Origin of the sequence: uncultured Streptococcus sp. (assembly GCF_905372115.1) — a bacterium.
Lineage (GTDB): Bacteria > Bacillota > Bacilli > Lactobacillales > Streptococcaceae > Streptococcus.
Genome location: NZ_CAJPNR010000020.1, coordinates 13,024 through 33,524 on the forward strand (window position 1 = coordinate 13,024; position 20,501 = coordinate 33,524).

Annotated in this window: 18 protein-coding genes; 15 read left to right on the plus strand and 3 right to left on the minus strand. The window is 44.5% G+C overall.

The genetic code is table 11. The annotated features are described in order from the left end of the window. The first annotated feature begins 183 nt into the window (after positions 1-183). The 6 genes from QZ169_RS06870 (at position 184) to QZ169_RS06895 (ending at position 6,103) form a co-directional block, all read left to right on the plus strand. Entirely contained in the window at positions 184-1,884 is a 1,701-nt protein-coding gene (locus QZ169_RS06870; RefSeq protein WP_295505654.1) for an acetolactate synthase large subunit, read from the plus strand. After that, entirely contained in the window at positions 1,877-2,353 is a 477-nt protein-coding gene (ilvN, locus tag QZ169_RS06875) for an acetolactate synthase small subunit (protein WP_002893659.1), read from the plus strand. The genes QZ169_RS06870 and ilvN overlap by 8 nt, the downstream gene beginning before the upstream one ends. A 64-nt stretch (positions 2,354-2,417) precedes the next feature. Next, positions 2,418-3,440: a ketol-acid reductoisomerase gene (ilvC, locus tag QZ169_RS06880; RefSeq protein ID WP_002898885.1), complete on the plus strand. Its 1,023-nt coding sequence runs from the start codon at positions 2,418-2,420 to the stop codon at positions 3,438-3,440. Positions 3,441-3,539: 99 nt separating this feature from the next. Then, the gene (gene ilvA / locus QZ169_RS06885) at positions 3,540-4,790 is read left to right on the plus strand and encodes a threonine ammonia-lyase IlvA (protein WP_295505656.1); all 1,251 of its coding nucleotides are present in this window, start codon (positions 3,540-3,542) and stop codon (positions 4,788-4,790) included. 56 nt (positions 4,791-4,846) lie between these two features. Further along, the gene (locus tag QZ169_RS06890) at positions 4,847-5,779 is read left to right on the plus strand and encodes an SPFH domain-containing protein (RefSeq protein ID WP_295505658.1); all 933 of its coding nucleotides are present in this window, start codon (positions 4,847-4,849) and stop codon (positions 5,777-5,779) included. A gap of 108 nt (positions 5,780-5,887) precedes the next feature. Next, entirely contained in the window at positions 5,888-6,103 is a 216-nt protein-coding gene (locus tag QZ169_RS06895) for a hypothetical protein (RefSeq protein ID WP_002893653.1), read from the plus strand. A 95-nt stretch (positions 6,104-6,198) separates the two neighbouring features. Here QZ169_RS06895 and QZ169_RS06900 read toward each other — a convergent pair whose 3' ends face one another. Then, complete coding sequence (locus QZ169_RS06900; protein ID WP_002893646.1) at positions 6,199-6,939, minus strand: amino acid ABC transporter ATP-binding protein; 741 nt, start codon at positions 6,937-6,939, stop codon at positions 6,199-6,201. Further along, the gene (locus QZ169_RS06905; protein WP_295505660.1) at positions 6,936-8,501 is read right to left on the minus strand and encodes an ABC transporter substrate-binding protein/permease; all 1,566 of its coding nucleotides are present in this window, start codon (positions 8,499-8,501) and stop codon (positions 6,936-6,938) included. The genes QZ169_RS06900 and QZ169_RS06905 overlap by 4 nt, the downstream gene beginning before the upstream one ends. Before the next feature lie 131 nt (positions 8,502-8,632). Here QZ169_RS06905 and QZ169_RS06910 point away from each other — a divergent pair, with 131 nt between their 5' ends. The 9 genes from QZ169_RS06910 (at position 8,633) to sufB (ending at position 18,906) form a co-directional block, all read left to right on the plus strand. Then, positions 8,633-10,528: a DUF2207 domain-containing protein gene (locus QZ169_RS06910; protein ID WP_295505662.1), complete on the plus strand. Its 1,896-nt coding sequence runs from the start codon at positions 8,633-8,635 to the stop codon at positions 10,526-10,528. A gap of 139 nt (positions 10,529-10,667) precedes the next feature. Continuing rightward, positions 10,668-11,510 (plus strand): undecaprenyl-diphosphate phosphatase, encoded by an 843-nt coding sequence (locus QZ169_RS06915; RefSeq protein ID WP_048774115.1) that lies wholly within the window; start codon positions 10,668-10,670, stop codon positions 11,508-11,510. A 195-nt stretch (positions 11,511-11,705) separates the two neighbouring features. Continuing rightward, the gene (gene mecA, locus QZ169_RS06920; RefSeq protein ID WP_023917187.1) at positions 11,706-12,458 is read left to right on the plus strand and encodes an adaptor protein MecA; all 753 of its coding nucleotides are present in this window, start codon (positions 11,706-11,708) and stop codon (positions 12,456-12,458) included. Further along, entirely contained in the window at positions 12,449-13,615 is a 1,167-nt protein-coding gene (locus QZ169_RS06925) for a glycosyltransferase family 4 protein (RefSeq protein ID WP_002911768.1), read from the plus strand. Before mecA ends, QZ169_RS06925 begins: the two co-directional genes overlap by 10 nt. Before the next feature lie 89 nt (positions 13,616-13,704). After that, entirely contained in the window at positions 13,705-14,475 is a 771-nt protein-coding gene (sufC, locus tag QZ169_RS06930) for a Fe-S cluster assembly ATPase SufC (RefSeq protein ID WP_002893635.1), read from the plus strand. Between the two features lie 41 nt (positions 14,476-14,516). Next, positions 14,517-15,779: a Fe-S cluster assembly protein SufD gene (sufD, locus tag QZ169_RS06935; RefSeq protein ID WP_295505665.1), complete on the plus strand. Its 1,263-nt coding sequence runs from the start codon at positions 14,517-14,519 to the stop codon at positions 15,777-15,779. 40 nt (positions 15,780-15,819) lie between these two features. Next, positions 15,820-17,052 (plus strand): cysteine desulfurase, encoded by a 1,233-nt coding sequence (locus QZ169_RS06940; RefSeq protein ID WP_295505667.1) that lies wholly within the window; start codon positions 15,820-15,822, stop codon positions 17,050-17,052. After that, positions 17,039-17,476 carry a Fe-S cluster assembly sulfur transfer protein SufU gene (gene sufU, locus QZ169_RS06945; protein ID WP_295505668.1) on the plus strand — a complete coding sequence of 146 codons (438 nt, stop codon included), beginning with the start codon at positions 17,039-17,041 and terminating at the stop codon, positions 17,474-17,476. The genes QZ169_RS06940 and sufU overlap by 14 nt, the downstream gene beginning before the upstream one ends. Before the next feature lie 17 nt (positions 17,477-17,493). Further along, on the plus strand, positions 17,494-18,906 hold the full coding sequence (sufB, locus tag QZ169_RS06950) for a Fe-S cluster assembly protein SufB (protein ID WP_295505670.1): 1,413 nt from the start codon (positions 17,494-17,496) through the stop codon (positions 18,904-18,906). A gap of 139 nt (positions 18,907-19,045) precedes the next feature. Here sufB and pbp3 read toward each other — a convergent pair whose 3' ends face one another. Then, positions 19,046-20,314, minus strand: coding sequence for a D-alanyl-D-alanine carboxypeptidase PBP3 (pbp3, locus tag QZ169_RS06955; RefSeq protein WP_295505673.1), 1,269 nt, complete (start codon positions 20,312-20,314; stop codon positions 19,046-19,048). Positions 20,315-20,501 lie beyond the last annotated feature (187 nt).

Consider the following 20,501-nt stretch of genomic DNA (forward strand, 5'->3'; position numbering starts at 1 on the left):
CTAATGAAAGGTCAGTACTATAGATATAGTTCTGACTTTTTATCTTTTTTTGAAAAACATTCGGATTTAGATAAAAAATCAAGAAAAAAATTAACTAGCGGCTTGCAATTTTTTTCAAAAATGTTATCATAGTAGAAAGCTTTTTGAATTTTTAGAAAATTGTAAATAAATGAAAGGGGAAGAATGGAGAAAATCAAATTAGAAACTCCTAAGACAGGTTCGGAGCTTGTGTTGGAAACCTTGAAAAATCTTGGTGTTGATACGATTTTTGGCTATCCCGGCGGCGCTGTACTGCCGCTTTATGATGCTATTTATAGTTTTGAAGGCATCCGTCACATCCTAGGCCGCCATGAGCAAGGCTGTGTTCACGAAGCAGAAGGCTATGCTAAGTCTACTGGGAAAATCGGAGTTGCAGTTGTGACCAGCGGTCCGGGAGCGACTAATGCCATTACCGGCATTGCTGATGCCATGAGTGATAGCGTCCCCCTTTTAGTCTTTACTGGTCAGGTAGCCAAGGCCGGAATCGGTAAAGATGCTTTTCAGGAAGCGGATATTGTTGGGATTACGACTCCTATTACCAAGTACAATTATCAGGTTCGGGAGACGGCAGACATTCCGCGTATTATTACAGAAGCTATTCACATTGCGACGACAGGTCGTCCTGGGCCAGTCGTTATTGATTTGCCTAAAGATGTCTCCGCTCTGGAAACAGACTTTATCTACGATAGCAAGTTGCATCTGCCGAGTTACCAGCCGACTATTGAGCCCAATGAATTGCAGATTAAGAAGATTATCAAGCAGATTTCTAAGGCTAAAAAGCCGGTTCTGCTTTCAGGAGGCGGTATTAGTTATGCCGAGGCAGCAACAGAGCTGGTTGCTTTGGCAGAGCGGTATCAGATTCCAGTAGTCACTACCTTGTTGGGGCAAGGGACCATTGCGACAGACCATCCTTTGTTCTTAGGTATGGGTGGGATGCACGGTTCTTTTGCGGCCAATATTGCCATGACTGAGGCCGACTTTATGATTAGTATCGGTTGCCGCTTTGATGACCGTCTGACTGGTAATCCGAAAACCTTTGCCAAGAACGCTAAAGTAGCACATATTGATATTGACCCAGCGGAAATTGGAAAGATTATCAGTGTGGACATCCCTATCGTAGGGGATGCTAAGAAAGCCCTGCAGATGTTGCTAAATGAAGAGCAGATGCATAATAATACCAGCAAGTGGATTGAAAAAGTAACGCAGGACAAGGAGCGGGTTCGCTCATATGATAAGAAAGAACGTGTCGTACAGCCTCAGGCTGTCATTGAGCGCGTGGGTGAGCTGACCAAGGGTGATGCCATCGTTGTAACAGACGTCGGTCAGCACCAAATGTGGGCCGCCCAATATTATCCTTATAAAAACGAGCGTCAACTGGTAACTTCTGGCGGTCTGGGAACCATGGGCTTTGGTGTGCCTGCAGCGATTGGAGCTAAAATTGCCAATCCGGATAAGGAAGTGGTGCTCTTTGTCGGAGATGGTGGCTATCAAATGACAAACCAAGAGATGGCTATTCTCAATATCTATAAGATTCCGATTAAGGTCATCATGCTCAATAATCATTCGCTAGGTATGGTGCGCCAGTGGCAGGAAGCTTTCTATGATGGTCGTACCTCTGAGTCTGTCTTTGAAACTTTGCCAGATTTCCAGCTCATGGCTCAGGCCTATGGTGTTAAAGCTTATAAATTTGACAATCCGGAGACTATTGTTCAGGATTTGGAAGTCCTTAAAGACGATATACCAATGTTTATCGAGGTGGATATCTCTCGCAAGGAGCATGTTCTTCCAATGGTGCCGGCCGGCAAGAGCAATCATGAGATGTTGGGGGTGAAGTTCCATGCGTAGAATGTTGACAGCTAAACTCCAAAACCGTTCGGGTGTTCTAAACCGCTTCACAGGTGTTCTTTCCAGACGTCAGGTTAATATCGAGAGTATCTCAGTCGGAACGACGGAAAATCCAGAAGTATCCCGTATCACCATTATCATTGATGTGGCTTCGTTGGCAGAGGTTGAGCAGATTATCAAGCAGCTCAATCGTCAGATTGATGTGATTCGGGTTCGAGATATCACGGACCGCCCTCATTTGGAGCGTGAAGTGATTCTGGTTAAGGTCTCGGCTCCAGCTGATAAGCGGGCAGAGATTCTGTCTATTATCCAGCCATTCCGGGCGACAGTTGTGGATGTAGCACCTAGCTCTATTACCATTCAGATGACCGGTGATGCGGAGAAGAGCGAAGCCTTGCTTCGAGTCATTCGCCCATATGGTATTAAAAATATTGCTCGGACTGGAGCAACAGGCTTTACCCGAGATTAAATCAAACCTTTAATTTGTTAAAACCGCCTAACAGGCAAGAAAAATAGAAAAGAGAGTAAAACTTATGGCAGTAACAATGGAATACGAAAAAGATGTAAAAGTAGCAGCACTTGACGGTAAGAAAATTGCCGTAATCGGCTATGGATCACAAGGTCATGCCCATGCGCAAAACTTGCGTGATACAGGCCACGATGTGATTATCGGTGTTCGACCTGGTAAGTCATTTGACAAGGCTAAAGAAGATGGCTTTGATACTTATACAGTAGCAGAAGCTGCTAAGTTGGCTGATGTCATCATGATTTTGGCTCCAGATGAAATCCAAAGAGATTTGTATGAAGCAGAAATCGCTCCAAATCTGGAAGCTGGCAATGCTGTTGGTTTTGCTCATGGTTTCAATATCCATTTTGAGTTTATCAAAGTTCCTGCCGATGTAGATGTCTTTATGTGTGCACCGAAAGGCCCTGGTCACTTGGTTCGCCGTACTTTCGAAGAAGGCTTTGGTGTGCCAGCTCTGTATGCAGTTTACCAAGATGCTACTGGAAATGCCAAAGACATCGCAATGGACTGGTGTAAAGGTGTTGGTTCAGCTCGTGTTGGACTTCTTGAAACAACTTATAAAGAAGAAACAGAAGAAGATCTCTTTGGTGAACAAGCTGTGCTTTGTGGTGGTTTGACTGCCCTGATTGAAGCAGGATTTGAAGTTCTGACTGAAGCAGGCTATGCACCAGAATTGGCTTACTTTGAAGTGCTGCATGAAATGAAACTGATTGTCGACTTGATCTATGAAGGTGGCTTCAAGAAGATGCGTCAATCTATCTCAAATACAGCTGAATATGGTGACTATGTCTCTGGTCCGCGCGTGATTACTGAGCAAGTCAAAGAAAACATGAAAGCGGTCTTGGCTGATATTCAAAACGGTAAATTTGCTAATGACTTCGTTGACGACTATAAAGCTGGTCGTCCAAAACTGACTGCTTACCGTGAGCAAGCTGCTAATCTGGAGATTGAAAAGGTCGGTGCAGAATTGCGTAAAGCAATGCCATTCGTTGGTAAAAACGACGACGATGCCTTCAAGATTTATAATTAAGATAAAGAGCAGATAAGACATTAGGGGTTGGAATGCGAATTCCCAGCCCCTTGTTTTGCTTGATAGAGAATAAACTGAAAAAACAGGGAAGGAAGAAACATGCTCAGAGCAAAAGATATCACGCATGCTCATAAAGTGTTAAAAGACGTGGTAGTCAATACACCGCTTGACTACGATCACTATTTGTCAGAGAAGTACCAGGCTAAGATTTACCTAAAGAAAGAAAATATGCAGCGGGTGCGCTCTTTTAAACTCCGTGGGGCTTATTACGCTATTTCTCAACTTAGCGAAGAGGAGCGCCAGCGTGGGGTTGTCTGTGCTTCTGCGGGCAATCACGCCCAAGGAGTGGCCTATACTTGTAAGGAAATGAAAATTCCAGCAACTATTTTTATGCCCATCACGACCCCTCAGCAGAAGATTGGACAGGTTCGCTTCTTTGGCGGTGAATTTGTGGAAATTAAATTGGTTGGAGATACCTTTGATGCTTCGGCCAAGGCAGCGCTTGATTATACTAAGGCTGAAAATCGCACCTTTATCGATCCTTTTGACAATGAAGATGTCCAAGCTGGTCAAGGGACTGTAGCCTATGAAATCTTAGATGAGGCCAAGAGAGAAGCTATTATTTTTGATGCAGTTTTGGTACCAGTTGGTGGCGGCGGCCTGATATCAGGAGTCTCAACCTATATCAAAGAAGGTCAGCCAACTATCGAAGTTATTGGTGTGGAAGCCAACGGTGCCCGCAGTATGAAAGCAGCCTTTGAAGCTGGAGGTCCGGTCAAGCTTAAAGAAATCGACAAATTTGCTGACGGCATCGCAGTTCAGAAGGTCGGTGCGTCAACCTATGAGGTTACACAAAAGAATGTTCAAAATCTTATCGGTGTAGATGAAGGGCTTATTTCAGAGACCATCATTGACCTATACTCCAAGCAAGGGATTGTCGCAGAGCCAGCTGGTGCTGCAAGTGTTGCTGCTTTGGAAGTTCTGAGCGAGTACATCAAGGGGAAAACTATCTGTTGCATTATCTCAGGTGGTAATAATGACATCAACCGTATGCCAGAGATGGAAGAACGGGCGCTTATTTATGATGGTATTAAGCACTATTTTGTGGTTAACTTCCCGCAGCGTCCAGGTGCCTTGCGTGAATTCGTGAATGATATTTTAGGACCCAATGACGACATCACTCGTTTTGAATATATCAAGCGGGCAAGTAAGGGAACAGGACCAGTTTTGATTGGTATTTCACTGGCAGATAAGCATGATTATGCTTCTTTGATTAACCGTATTGAGCAGTTCGATCCGTCCTTTATCAATCTGAACGGGAATGAAACACTCTACAATATGCTTGTCTAATTGTAAATATATTTTAGCCTAATTTGTATGCTTTCGTTTGAAACTGCAAATTAAATATGTTAGAATATACTATAGTGAATCAAGGAGGCTTGAACATGTTTTTTATTCCATTTTTCTTTATTATATTGATTGTAATCTTTATATTCTTGCTGCTTAGTGCAGTCTATGTGGTTCGTCAGCAATCTGTGGCAATCATTGAGCGTTTTGGACGCTATCACAAAACCAGCAGCAGCGGTATCAATTTCCGCCTTCCTTTAGGGATTGACAAGATAGCGGCTCGCGTTCAGCTGCGTTTGCTGCAGAGCGAGATTATCGTTGAGACCAAGACACAGGATAATGTTTTCGTAACTATGAATGTTGCGACCCAGTATCGTGTAAATGAAAACAACGTGATTGACGCTTATTACAAACTTATGCGGCCAGAAGCACAGATTAAGTCCTATATTGAAGATGCCCTTCGTTCCTCCGTTCCAAAACTGACCTTGGATGAGCTCTTTGAAAAGAAGGACGAAATTGCCCTAGAGGTCCAAAAGCAGGTGGCAGAAGAAATGTCGACCTATGGTTACATTATTGTCAAAACTCTGATTACCAAGGTTGAGCCGGATGCTGAAGTTAAACAGTCTATGAACGAAATCAATGCGGCGCAGCGTAAGCGTGTGGCTGCTCAGGAATTGGCTGAAGCGGATAAGATTAAGATTGTGACAGCTGCCTCTGCAGAAGCTGAGAAAGACCGCCTGCATGGTGTTGGTATCGCTGAGCAGCGGAAGGCCATTGTGGATGGTTTGGCAGACTCCATCAAGGAATTGAAGGGAGCCAATATTGAGTTGACAGAAGAGCAGATTATGTCGATTCTTTTGACCAATCAGTACCTGGATACGCTGAATAATTTTGCAGATAGTTCGGGTAATAATACCATCTTCCTTCCAGCAAATCCAGAAGGTGTCGAAAGTATTCGGACTCAGATACTTTCAGCCCTCAAAGCTAAGTAAAGAAAATTCAGAATTATTTAATTTGTTCGAATTTGGTTTGTTTAAGTTGACAAACTGTATAAAAACAATTATAGTAGTTGATGTAGCTAGAATAGAGAGGAGTAAGAAATGGCTAAATCTAATTTCGAGAAAGTAGAATCTGTTGTTAGTTGGGTACGTGATAAGAAGATCACCGGTTACCGTATTAGTAAAGAAACAAATGCACGTGAAATGTCTATCATTGCTCTTGCTCAAGGACGTGCAAAAGTGAAAAATATCTCTTTTGAAACAGCTCTTGGCTTGATTGATTTCTACGACAAAAACCATGAAAAATTTGAAGACTAAACTTCAAAATCGTGCAACTGATATTGCTCATTAAATAAAAAAAGGAATCTGGACTTAGTTCCAGATTCCTTTTTGCTTTTGAAAATAGAAGTAATTTAGCTGAGGAAGCGTTGCAAGAATTCTTTGGTTCTTTCTTCTTTTGGATTTGTGAAGATATCCTGCGGACTGCCAGCTTCAGCGATGACGCCCTTATCCATAAAGATGACACGGCTGGAAACATCACGGGCAAATTCCATTTCGTGGGTCACGACAATCATAGTCAGCCCTTCCTGAGCCAGTTCTTTCATGATTTTCAGAACTTCACCAACCATTTCAGGGTCGAGGGCTGAAGTTGGCTCGTCAAAGAGGATAGCATCAGGATTCATGGAGAGGGCGCGGGCAATAGCGACCCGCTGCTTCTGACCGCCTGAGAGTTGCTTAGGCTTGGCCTGCCAGTATTGCTCGCCCATTCCAACCTTGTTGAGGTTTTCTTTGGCAATTTTTTCGGCTTCTGACCGTTCTTTTTTCAGAACTGTTGTCTGAGCGACGATGGTATTTTCCAGGACATTAAGATTTTCAAAGAGATTGAAAGACTGAAAGACCATGCCCAGTTTTTCACGGTAATGGGTCAAGTCGTAATTCTCGTCCAGGACATTCTTGCCGCGGTAGAAAATCTGACCGCCGGTTGGCGTTTCCAGAAGGTTAATGGAACGCAGGAAGGTTGACTTTCCGCTGCCAGAGCTGCCGATGATGGAAATCACTTCTCCTTTATGAACAGTGAGGGAGATGTCCTTGAGGACTTGGTTTTCACCGTAGGACTTTTTGAGGTTTTTAATTTCTAGAATAGTTTCTGTCATGATTTCACTTCTCCTGTCTGCATTTGATTGGCACCTGTCGTGTAGTTATCTGTGTCAAAGCGTTTTTCAACATAGCGCAGGATGCGTGTCACGCTGAATGTCAGGACAAAGTAGATTACAGCGATGATGGTAAAGGTTTGGAAGTATTGGTAGGTTTGGGTAGCGATGGTATTTCCAGAGAAATAAAGCTCAACCACTGAGATAACGTTCAACACGGATGTATCCTTGATGTTGATGACAAATTCATTACCAGTTGCGGGCAGAATATTGCGGACAACCTGAGGCAGTACAATCTTGCGCATGGTCTGGCCGTGAGTCATACCCAGTGCTGTTGCGGCCTCGAATTGCCCCTTGTCAACGGCAAAGATACCACCGCGGACAATCTCACTCATATAAGCTCCGGTGTTGATGGAGACGATGAAAATGGCAGCGATAGTCCGGTCGATAGAAATTCCAAAAGCCTGGGCAGTTCCGTAGTAGATAACCATGGACTGAACAATCATTGGAGTTCCGCGGAAAATCTCAATATAAACATTTAAGAACCAGCCGAAGATTTTTTGCAGTGATGCTAAGAGTTTATTCTTAGAAGCTGGTGCCGTCCGAAAAACGCCAATCAGCAGTCCGATGATGAGACCTGCGATGGTCCCTGTAATCGAAATGAGTAGAGTCAAACCAGCTCCGCGTAGGAATTGCGGCCAGTTTTCAGCTAGAATCTTAGCTACTTGACTGAAGAATGATTCCTTAGCTGCTTCACTATCCGTATCAACAGGCTGTTTCTGAATCATCTCATCCATCAGCTTGACTTGGTCATTGGTGGTAATCTTAGCGATAGCTGCATTGGCTTGCTCGATACGGTCGTCATCCTTGCGCATCCCAATGGCAATGGAAGCATCCTCTTCGCCAACTTCAAAGCCTTTCTCAAATTGAATCATTTTAAAGTTGGAGTTGGCAGTCTCAGCAGTCAAAGCTTCTGGCCGCTCAGAGATATAGCCATCAATAACCCCAGATTCCAAGGCTTGACGCATCTGAGCAAAATCGCCCATAGCTGTTTCTTTTTTTGCGCCAGGCAGCTGGTCAATGAGATTGTAGAGATAAACTCCTTGCTGGGAGGTGATTTTAGCGTCTTTGAAGTCTTCTAGAGTCTTAGCGGATGCATATTTTCCATCTTTACGAACTAGGAGAACTGGCTCGCTGGTGTAGTAACTGTTGGAAAAGGCGATTTCCTTTTTCCGCTCGGCAGTCGGACTCATACCAGCAATAATCATATCAATCTTGCCAGAGGTCAGAGCAGGAATTAAGCCGTTCCAAGAAGTCTTGACAACCAGAGGTTCCTTACCCATCTCTTGTGCAATTTTTTTGGCAATCTGCACATCGTATCCGTTGGCATATTGGTTGGTGCCTTCGATTTTTACAGCACCGTTGGAATCATCATCCTGAGTCCAGTTGAAGGGAGCGTAGGCTGCCTCCATACCGATTCTCAGGTAGTCATCGGCCTGAATAACATGGACCGTTCCTAAGGTGACCAGGAGGGCTGTAAATAAAGTGAGTAATAATTTCTTCATGGGATTCTCCTGCTTATCTAATAATAGTTCTTCCTATTCTATCGAAAATTGCTACTCTTTTCAATCCTAGTAAGCCCTTACTTGATAAAAATGATATAATAGAACAAAATATCTGTAAAGAGAGGTTGAGTATGAAACGATATTTTTATCTTCTGTTGGTTTTATTTTCCTGTCTTTGTTTTGGTCAGGTTGTCTCGGCTGTTGACTATGATATTGAATCCTATCAAGGCGATCTGGCCCTGCGTGAGGACAATACAGCTACCTACACAGAGAAAGTGACCTACAAGTTTAATGACGACTATAATGGTCAGATTGTTTCGCTGGGCTCTGCTGGAAAGATGCCCAATGGCTTTGCCATTGATGGGAATCCGACAGTTTCGATTCTGACCAATGGTGAGACTGATGTGGACTTTAGACCAGAAATCAAAGATTTGGGCGATGGTTATGAGGTCAAAATCTATAATTCAGGCTACGATGGTGACCGAGTCATAGTCACTGTGACCTGGCAGTTGAGAAATCTCCTTTTTCTTCACAGGGATATTGCTGAACTCAACTGGACTCCTATCAGCGACTGGGACCAGGGGATAGATGAGGTCGTCTTGACAGTTTCTGGCTTGAGCAATCCAGATAAGAGTGAGCTCTTTGCTCATAGTGGCTACTTTGGTACCCAGCCTTTAGTGGATAAGGATGGCACTGACTATCTGGTCAAACTCAATGGAATTGGCTCGGGCGATAATGTCGAGCTCCACGGCTATTGGGATCGACAAGCGGTCTCTCTTGTGTCCCAGAATGAAGATGAGAGCGACTACTTGCTAACCTTTAAAGCTCAAGAAGAAAAGATTGCCCGCAAGACGGTCTTTTACCGGCAGCTAGGAGAAATTTATATACCCTTGCTGCTTATATGTGCCATCCTTGCAGCGGCTATTCTTTATTTTGTCTTTACCCAGAAGATTAAGCCTAAGCAGTCTTATCCCAAGAATGCCCGTCTATATGAGGCGCCTCAGGACTTGGCTCCCCTTGTCTTGGCGGAAAATATTTACGCGGTAGACATGGAGGATGTCGACCCAACAAGGGGCGGCAAGGCAGCGCTGAACTTTGAAAACATGGTTCAGGCGACTCTGTTAGACTTGCTGGATAGGGGCAATCTCCTCCTGCAGGGAGATGCTGAAAATCCTGTTCTGCAAATAGCGACCTATGATGGGCTAGCGGACTTTGAGAGACGTTTTCTGGGCATGGCTTTCAACAAGCAATCCCAAGCCAGTGTGAAAGATCTATTTTCAGCCTATCAAATTTCAGAAGATATTTATAAGCACAAGTCTTCTGCGGATGAGTCCTATATCCGAAACATTGGTAGTAATATCAAGTCCTTATTTACTAACAGTTTGCGCTCCTTATCTAAAGAAGTGCGATCTGAAGGCAAGCGTTTGGGTCTCTTTGGTCACTACCGGCCTCTTAAAGTTCAGGAAAAGAGATTGCTGATTACTGCCATCATTCTAGCTAGTGCTGTTTTGTTGTTCTCTCTTGGAGTTTTGTTTGTCTATATGGCCGCTTTTGAAAGTCTTATCTGGATATATATTCCTTTAGCACTGGTGGGACTTGTTATGATTTGCATTTTTGCTAGTAAGTCACAGTTTTATTGGAGAGATGGCGTCCTGAATGAAGAAGGCGCGCATGATTACTATCTGTGGAGAAGTTTTTCCAATATGCTACGAGATATTGCCCATCTGGACAAGACGGAAATCGAAGGCATTATCCTTTGGAACCGTCTCTTGGTCTATGCGACTCTCTTTGGCTATGCAGATCGTGTCAGCCGTGTCATGACTCTGCGTCAGATTCACTTGGAAAATCCATCTATGGACAGCTATGTTCAGGCTAACCTGCACTATGCCTTCTATAGCAGCATGCACAGTTTCTCAAACTACGGCCATGTAGCCACCACAGCCAGCAATTTCTCTGTCTCATCTGGCGGAAGTTCAGGTGGTGGGTTCTCCGGCGGCGGAGGTGGCGGAGGCGGTGGAGCTTTCTAATAGACAAGCTCTCTGCTAGCCAGAAAAGTTATCGTACTGGCTTTTCCTAGCCTTGAAATTGTGATATAATAAGACCTAATACTCTTTGGGAATTTATATGCGACTTTCCTTGAGTAAACCCTTGTTTCAGGAGTATTCTATGTTCATCATTGAAATTTTTATCTCTATTATTTACGGTATCATCGAAGGAATCACAGAATGGCTGCCGATTTCTAGTACAGGTCACTTGATTTTGATTCAAGATTTTATCCAGTATAAGAATCAAAGTCCAGCCTTTATGGAAATGTTTAATGTCGTAATCCAGCTGGGAGCAATTTTGGCGGTCGTCGTCATCTATTTTGACAAGCTCAACCCTTTTAAACCAGGCAAATCAGCGCGTCAGGTTCAAAAGACTTGGCAGCTTTGGGCTAAGGTCGTCGTGGCAGCCTTGCCGGCTGCTGTTATCGGCTTATTTTTGGATGATTGGTTTGAAGCGCATTTCTATAATCTGGTCTCTGTGTCAGTGATGCTGATTGTCTATGGGGCGGCTTTTATCTATCTGGAAAGGCGCGAGCATGAGGAGCCTGCTGTGACAGATTTGGCCTCTCTTCCTTACAAGACTGCCTTGCAAATTGGTCTCTTTCAGATTCTAGCTCTCTTTCCTGGGACTAGCCGTTCTGGTGCCACCATTGTCGGCGGTCTCCTAAATGGTGTCAGCCGTTCTGTCGTGACAGAGTTCACTTTCTATCTAGGGATTCCCATTATGTTTGGCGCTAGTGGCTGGAAAATTCTTAAGTTTATCAAGAATGGGAACAGTCTGGGATTTGGGCAAATCTTCTTGCTCTTGGTTGCCATGGGGGTGGCCTTCGGTGTCAGTCTAGTCGTGATTCGTTTCCTGACAGACTACGTCAAAAAGCATGACTTTACAATTTTTGGGAAATATCGGATTGGCCTAGGCGGCGTGCTTCTGGTTTATGCAGCAATCAAAGCCTTGATGGGATAAAAGAGGTAATTTTAATGTTTCTCTGACTATCTCATCTAGTGAAATAATAAGCTCTCAGAATTTTCTGAGAGTTTTTTCTTGTAAGGAATCTTTTCTTTCCAACAACTTCCATTTTCAGAGCGATACTATCTATTTTTTGAAATACGGGGGATTTTTTAGTATAATAGTAGGACTAGAAGTGTATGAGGTAGAGATATGGAAATGAAACAGATTAGTGATTCGACCATAAAAATCACGATTCAGCTGGAAGATTTGGAAGAGCGCGGCATGGAAATGGCCGATTTCTTGGTTCCCCAAGAAAAGACGGAAGAGTTTTTCTATACCATCTTAGATGAGTTGGAAATGCCGGATAATTTTTTGGACAGCGGCATGCTGAGTTTCCGTGTGACGCCTAAGCCAGATAAGGTGGATGTTTTTGTTACCAAGTCTAAGTTGGATAAGAATCTGAGTTTTGAGGATTTGGCAGATCTGCCAGACATGGACGAGCTGTCTCATATGTCTCCAGATGAATTCCTCAAGACACTGGAAAAGAGCATTTTTGAAAAGAGTAAGGAAGACATAGAAGCAGTCCAATCTTTGGAAACAGCCGAAGCAGAGGAAGGGGCGCAACTTTCTCAGGAGCCGGTGGATGAGCAGTCAGCAGAAAATGCAGAGCGTTACATTTACTATATCCTGCGTTTTGAAGATATCAAGGCTGCTGCGGCCTTTGCCCAGACGGTGGACTATAAGATTGACTTATCAGAGCTTTATAAGTATGATTCAGCTTATTATTTGACGATTTTGGTAGACGTTGAAGGCTTCCCAGAGCGCTATCCAGCTTGGCTTTTGGCTAAGATGCGTGAATTCGCAGATGATTCAGATATCACTCGGGCGGTGCTGCAGGAGCACGGTCATCTGCTTTTGGTGACAGATGCGGTCTCCGGCCTGCAGAAGGTTGAATGCCTATGATTACTTTTCCATTAAAGTTTATCTTGGTATTGCTGGGAACTTTTTTTATCGGGGTGATTCTGACACCCTTGGTTCGGCTCCTAGCCTTTAAGATTGGTGCGGTAGATTATCCCAATGCTCGCCGCATCAATAAAAAGCCCATGCCTAGCAGTGGCGGGCTGGCGATAGTAGCAGCTTTTTCTATCTCTACTCTGCTCTTGATGCCGCAGATTGTTGCTGTAGATTTTTTTGGACAGACTTATTTTGATTATGTTTGGCCAGTCGTTCTAGGTGGTTTGATTATTGCCTTTACAGGCCTGGTCGATGATATCAAAGAGCTGTCGCCTATGTTGAAAATGGGTGGGATTGTTCTAGCAGCCAGCCTAATCTGGTGGCTGACAGATTTCCGATTGGATGATTTTAAGATTCCTTTTGGCGGACCTTTCCTGCATTTTGAGCCTTGGCTGTCCTATATTTTGACAGTGGTATGGATTATTTCTATCACCAATGCAGTTAATTTGATTGACGGTTTGGATGGCCTGGTGAGCGGGGTATCCATTATCTCCTTGGTGACGATGGGAATTGTTTCTTACTTCTTTTTGCCCCAGCACAATCTCTTTCTGACCTTGACTATTTTCGTTTTGGTCTTGTCGATTGCAGGTTTTTTTCCTTACAATTACCATCCAGCTATCATCTATCTTGGTGATACGGGGGCTCTCTTCATTGGCTTTATGATTGCCGTCTTGTCTTTGCAAGGGCTGAAAAATGCGACGGCTGTTGCGGTGGTGACTCCTATGATTATCTTAGGGGTGCCGATTACGGATACTTTTCTGGCGATTATCCGCCGTACTCTATCTGGCCAGAAATTCTACACACCTGACAAGCACCATCTCCATCATAGACTCTTGTCCTTGGGACTGACTCACCGAGGGACAGTGCTGGTTATCTACGGAATTTCGCTGGTCTTTGCCATGATTTCTCTCTTGTTGAATGTTTCCAGTCGAATTGGGGGCGTGCTCTTGATGATTGGCTTACTTCTGGGGGTGGAGCTCTTTGCTGAACTAGTCGGAGTGTTGGGACCAAATCGTACTCCCTTGCTCAATATTCTCCGCTTTATTGGGAACTCCTCCTACCGTGAGGAAGTTCGGCGGAAATGGCGTCAAAAGAGGAATAAATAAGAATAGCTCTAAACAAAATAAAAGCCTTTTGGGCTTTTTTTTGGTATACTAAAGTATGTAAATCAGCTAAGCAAAGAAAGGAAAAAGAAATGTCTGTCTTAGAAATCAAAGATCTTCATGTTGAAATCGAAGGGAAAAAAATTCTCAAAGGGGTGAATCTCACTCTGAAAACGGGAGAGGTTGCAGCTATTATGGGCCCGAATGGAACAGGGAAGTCTACCTTGTCTGCAGCTATCATGGGCAATCCTAACTACGAAGTGACTCAAGGAGAAGTGCTTTTTGATGGAGTCAATATCTTGGAGCTGGAAGTGGATGAGCGTGCTCGCATGGGACTCTTCCTGGCTATGCAGTACCCTAGTGAAATTCCTGGTATTACTAACGCAGAGTTTCTCCGTGCTGCCATGAATGCTGGCAAAGAAGACGAGGAAAAAATCTCTGTCCGCGACTTTATCATGAAGCTGGATGAAAAGATGGAACTGCTCAACATGAAAGAAGAAATGGCTGAGCGTTACCTTAATGAAGGTTTCTCCGGTGGTGAAAAGAAGCGCAATGAAATCCTGCAGTTGCTCATGCTAGAGCCGACTTTTGCGCTTTTAGATGAGATTGACTCTGGTCTGGATATCGATGCTCTTAAGGTTGTGTCCAAAGGGGTTAATGCTATGCGCGGTGAAGGCTTTGGTGCTATGATTATCACCCACTACCAACGCCTGCTCAACTATATCACTCCTGATGTGGTTCATGTCATGATGGATGGTAAAGTCGTTCTTTCTGGCGGTCCTGAATTGGCAGTCCGCTTGGAGAAAGAAGGCTATGCTAAATTGGCTGAAGAGTTGGGCTTCACCTATACCGAAGAAGCCTAGTCAAACATTCTTTTGACTTTGATAAAAGATAGGAGAATGACATGACTAAAGAATTGATTCAAGAATTTTCACAGCTACATGCAGAGCCAGACTGGCTCTTTCAACTGCGCCAGCAGGCCTTTGATAAAATTGACCAGTTAGAGTTACCGCGTATTGAGCGGGTTAAATTTCACCGCTGGAATCTAGGTGACGGCCATATTTCAGAGAGTGAGCCGCTGACAAGTGTTCCAGACTTTACAGCCCTAGACGACAATCTCAAACTTGTTCAGTTGGGAACTCAGACTGTTCTGGAGCAATTGCCGGCTGATTTGGCAGCCCAAGGTGTGATTTTCACTGATTTTCACACAGCTTTGGAAGAAATTCCAGAGCTGGTAGAGAAGCATTTTATGTCTGCTGTCAAGTATGACGAGGACAAATTAGCGGCTTATCACACTGCCTATTTCAACAGCGGAGCAGTTCTTTATGTGCCGGACAATGTTGAGATTGATCAGCCGATTGAAGGGATTTTTTATCAGGACAGCGAAAGCGATGTTCCTTTTAACAAGCATATTTTGATTATCGCAGGCAAGCATTCCAAGGTTAACTACTTGGAACGCTTGGAAACTTATGGTGAGGGCGCTGTTCCAGTAACAGCCAATATCACTGTCGAAGTTATTGCTCAGGCTGGAGCTCAGATTAAGTTTTCAGCTATTGATCGTTTGGGCGAAAATGTAACGGCTTATATCAGCCGTCGCGGTAAGCTGGACAACGATGCTATGATTGACTGGGCTATCGGTGTTATGAACGAAGGCAATGTCGTGGCTGACTTTGATAGTGACCTCTATGGCAAGGGTAGCCATGCGGATATGAAGGTGGTGGCTCTCTCCAGCGGTAAGCAAGTTCAGGGAATTGACACCCGCGTAACTAACTATGGCTGCAACTCTATCGGAAATATCCTGCAGCACGGGGTTATCTTAGAAAAAGGAACCCTGACCTTCAATGGTATCGGCCATATTATCAAAGGGGCTAAGGGAGCAGATGCCCAGCAGGAAAGCCGGGTTCTCATGCTGTCTGATCAGGCTCGCTCAGATGCTAATCCCATCCTTTTGATTGATGAGAACGATGTGACAGCTGGTCACGCGGCTTCTATCGGTCAGGTTGATCCGGAGGATATGTATTACCTCATGAGTCGGGGTCTTGATAAGGCGACGGCTGAACGCTTGGTCGTGCGCGGCTTCTTGGGCTCAGTGATAGTAGAAATCCCTGTTAAAGAAGTCCGCGATGAAATGATTGAAAATATCGATATTATTCTCGCAAAAAGATAAAAAGCTGGGCCTTGTCCCGTGTAAGTAGATAGGAGTCTTCATGACTGGATTTAATGCAGAAGCAATCAAGCAAGATTTTCCCATTTTGGACCAAATTGTCAATGATGAGCCTTTGGTTTATTTGGACAATGCGGCGACAACTCAGAAACCAAAGCAGGTGCTGGCGGCTATCGAAGACTACTATCTTAGAGACAATGCCAACGTCCACCGCGGTGTGCATACGCTAGCCGAGCGGGCGACGGCAGCTTATGAAGCAGCCAGAGAAAGAGTTCGCTCTTTTATCAATGCAGCTTCTAGCAGAGAAATTCTCTTTACACGAGGAACCACGACGAGTCTTAATTGGGTGGCTCAGTTTGCGACTGAAAGGCTGCAGCCTGGTGATGAAGTGCTGATTTCTATCATGGAGCACCATTCCAATGTCATTCCCTGGCAGGAAGCATGTAGGAAGACTGGAGCCAAGTTGGTCTATGTCTATCTCAAGGATGGTGCTCTGGATATGGATGATTTCCGTGCCAAGCTCAATGAGCGGACAAAGTTTGTCTCTCTGGCTCATGCTTCCAATGTTCTCGGTGTCATCAATCCCATCAAGGAGATTGCCCAGTTGGTTCATCAGCAAGGAGCGCTTTTGGTGGTGGATGGGGCCCAGTCCATTCCACACATGAAGATTGATGTGCAGGATTTGGATGTGGACTTTTTCGCCTTTTCGGGACATAAGATGGCTGGACCTACGGGAATCGGCGTTCTCTATGGCAAGGAAGAATTGCTAGAAGAGATGTCGCCAGTCGAGTTTGGCGGCGAAATGATTGATTTTGTCTATGAGCAGGAAGCGACCTGGAAGGAGCTTCCGTGGAAGTTTGAGGCCGGAACGCCGAATATGGCAGGAGCAATCGGTCTTGCGGCGGCTATTGATTATTTGGAAGACTTGGGTATGGGTGCCATTGCCCAGCATGAGCAGGACCTGATTGCCTATGTATTTCCTAAGCTGCAGGCTGTGGAAGGCTTGACGATTTATGGCTCTCAGGATTTGGCCCAGCGCTCAGGCGTGATTGCCTTTAACCTGGATGGTCTCCATCCGCATGATGTCGCGACAGCTCTGGACTACGAAGGAGTGGCTGTTCGGGCGGGTCACCATTGTGCCCAGCCTCTGCTCACCTATCTGCAGGTGCCAGCGACTGTTCGAGCCAGCTTTTATGTTTACAATACCTATGCGGATTGCGACAAGCTGGTAGATGCTTTAGAAAAGACAAAGGAGTTTTTCAATGGCGCTTTCTAAGTTAGACAGTCTTTACAAGGCGGTTGTGACCGACCACTCGGCTCACCCCCATCATCATGGGAAACTGGAAGATGTGGAGCAGGTAGTCCTCAATAACCCGACCTGTGGCGATGTTATCAGCCTGTCTGTCAAGTTTAATGCTGAAAATCAGATTGAGGATATTGCCTTTGTGAATTCCGGATGTACCATCTCAACGGCTTCGGCCAGCATGATGACGGATGCGGTTCTAGGTAAGACAAAAGAGCAGGCCCTGGAATTGGCAGAAGTTTTCTCACAGATGGTTCAGGGTCAAGAAGATAGTCGCCAGAAAGAATTGGGAGATGGATCCTTTTTAGCAGGCGTTGCCAAATTCCCGCAGCGGATTAAGTGTGCGACCTTGGGTTGGAATGCCCTCAAGCGAGCAATTGAAGAAGATAAAAAGTAAGAATGTGAAAGGAAATTATGTCAGAAGAAAGAGTAGAACCAAAACCGATTGATCTCGGTGAGTACAAGTTTGGTTTCCATGATGATGTTGAACCTGTTCTCTCGACAGGGAAAGGGCTGAATGAAGCGGTCATTCGTGAGCTTTCTGCAGCCAAGGATGAACCAGAGTGGATGCTGGATTTCCGCCTCAAATCCTACGAGGCTTTCAAGAAGATGCCTATGCAGACTTGGGGGCCGGATTTGTCAGAAATTAATTTTGACGACTTGATTTATTACCAAAAGGCCTCTGATAAGCCTGCTAGAAGCTGGGATGAAGTGCCTGAGAAGATCAAGGAAACCTTTGAGAAGATTGGGATACCAGAAGCGGAGAGAGCTTATCTCGCTGGTGCGGCGGCCCAGTATGAATCAGAAGTGGTCTACCACAATATGAAGGAAGAGTTCCAAAAGCTAGGAATCGTCTTTACGGATACCGACTCAGCTCTTAAGGAATACCCAGAGCTTTTCAAGCAGTATTTTGCTAAGCTGGTTCCTCCGACAGATAACAAGCTGGCAGCTCTCAACTCTGCAGTCTGGTCTGGTGGTACCTTCATTTATGTGCCAAAAGGTGTCAAGGTAGATGTTCCCTTGCAGACTTATTTCCGGATTAACAATGAAAATTCAGGTCAGTTTGAGCGGACTTTGATTATCGTTGATGAGGGTGCTAGCGTCCATTATGTTGAGGGATGTACTGCTCCGACTTATTCTAGTAATAGCTTGCATGCTGCGATTGTTGAAATTTTTGCCCTCGATGGTGCCTATATGCGCTACACCACTATTCAAAACTGGTCCGACAATGTCTATAATCTCGTGACCAAGCGGGCGCGGGCCATGAAAAATGCGACAGTTGAGTGGATTGACGGGAACCTAGGTGCGAGAACGACTATGAAGTATCCGTCTGTCTATCTGGATGGGCCTGGGGCGCGTGGAACCATGCTTTCCATTGCCTTTGCCAATACCAATCAGCACCAAGATACAGGGGCTAAGATGATTCACAATGCTCCGCATACTAGCTCTTCTATCGTGTCCAAGTCTATTGCTAAGGGCGGAGGTAAGGTGGATTACCGCGGTCAAGTGACCTTTGGAAAGAATTCGCAGAAATCCGTCAGCCATATTGAGTGTGATACGATTATCATGGACGATATTTCAGCGTCAGATACCATTCCCTTTAATGAAATTCATAACTCTCAGGTGGCTCTGGAGCATGAGGCCAAGGTTTCTAAGATTTCAGAAGAGCAGCTCTACTATCTCATGAGCCGTGGCTTATCCGAATCTGAAGCCACCGAAATGATTGTCATGGGCTTTGTCGAACCTTTCACCAAAGAACTGCCTATGGAGTATGCTGTTGAGCTTAACCGCTTGATTAGCTATGAAATGGAAGGATCAGTTGGATAAAGCTTTGTCTAGGCGAAACTTTAAATCACTGCTTGAAGACACGCGTTGTGAGTTAATATTCAAAGATGTTTGCTAGCTCTAGTCCAACATTTAGAAAACATACAAAACAACCGCGAATCATTTGATTCGCGGTTTTTCTTTATAATTTCTCGTTGACATAGCGGACGAAGTCATTCCACCAGACCTTAAAGAAAATGCTTTTTTCCACCTCTTGGCCTGCCACCATTGTGACAGAAGGTGCTTTGTTTTCCAGATAGCCTTGGCCGATTGGTTCAGGGTCGGTATAGGTCAAGGTTCCGAGTTCAGTATTTTTTTTCAGCGGAGCTTGGAAGCCTTTTTCGTTGGTTGAAAATTCTACCTTGTGCTCAGCCTGATTGGCGATGCGCTCAATGATGGTGAAATCCTTGCTGGCGACGGCTGGAACGGTCTTTTGCTTGCCGTCAATAACTGTTGAATGGCTTTTATTGTAGGCTTCCCCCTCAGCCACAATAGTCGTCTGGGTGAAGTTTTGCGAAACATAGTTCATTAAAGACGCTGTGGCTACAAAGCGTGCGTAGGGGTCGCCGTCGGTTTGCTCAACGTCCAGCACAACAGTAATCATGCGGATACCATTTTCAGTAGTCGTCGCAACAAAGGAAGATCCTCCCTTATCCGAACTGCCGGCTTTAAGTCCGTCTACACCTGAGCGGAAGTTGGACTGGTTTTCCAGCATGAAGTTATAATTTTCCAGACTCGTCCCCGCAATTTTGGCTGTGGACTTGGAAGTGATCTCTGTCACTTGAGGGAAGTCCATAATCAGATGCCGACTGATAACAGCCAAGTCGTAGGCGCTGAATTTGTTTTCAGTGTCCTTGCTTTTTTTAGCTGTGCTAGCTGAGGCGGTATAGTCTGTTTCTTCAGTTGCATATTCTAGAAGAAGAGTATTCAGCCCTGTGGAGTTTACAATAGTAGCATCTGTGATTCCCCATTCTTTAAGCTTGTCCTTCATCATTTGGACGAAATTTTCTTCGCTGCCCCCAACCTTTTCAGCCAAGGCAATCGTGGCACTGTTGGAGCTGGACATCAAGGAAGCGGCAATCAAGTCCTTGACTTTGTAACGTTTGGCTTCCAAAGGGACATTGCTGATATTTGGATTAGATATCAGATTGTAAGCATAGTCTGAAATATCAACATAGGTATCGGCAGTCAGGTCTCCTCTCTCAATGGCTTCATAGACCAGGTAGATGGTCAAAAGATTGGTGATGGAGCCGACTTCAATTGGAGTATTAGCATCTTTTTCGTAGAGAATCTTTCCGGAAGTAGCGTCTACAGCCATTGCACTCTTAGCGGCAATGTCGTAATCATCTGCTGCAACCTTGCTGGCGGTCATTCCGACCAAAACTAGTAAACATAGGAATAATCGTTTCATTTCTTTCCCCTAAAACAAGATATAACCATTGTATCATAAAATTCTCTTTTCTTTTACAAACCAAGGATAATAAAAGATTACAAGATAAATGTAAAAAAGTAAAACAATCAACTTTAAGAGATTTTTTATAAAAATATCTTTCGAAAAAATCTCATAAAATAGAAAAATATTTGAAATAATACAGATA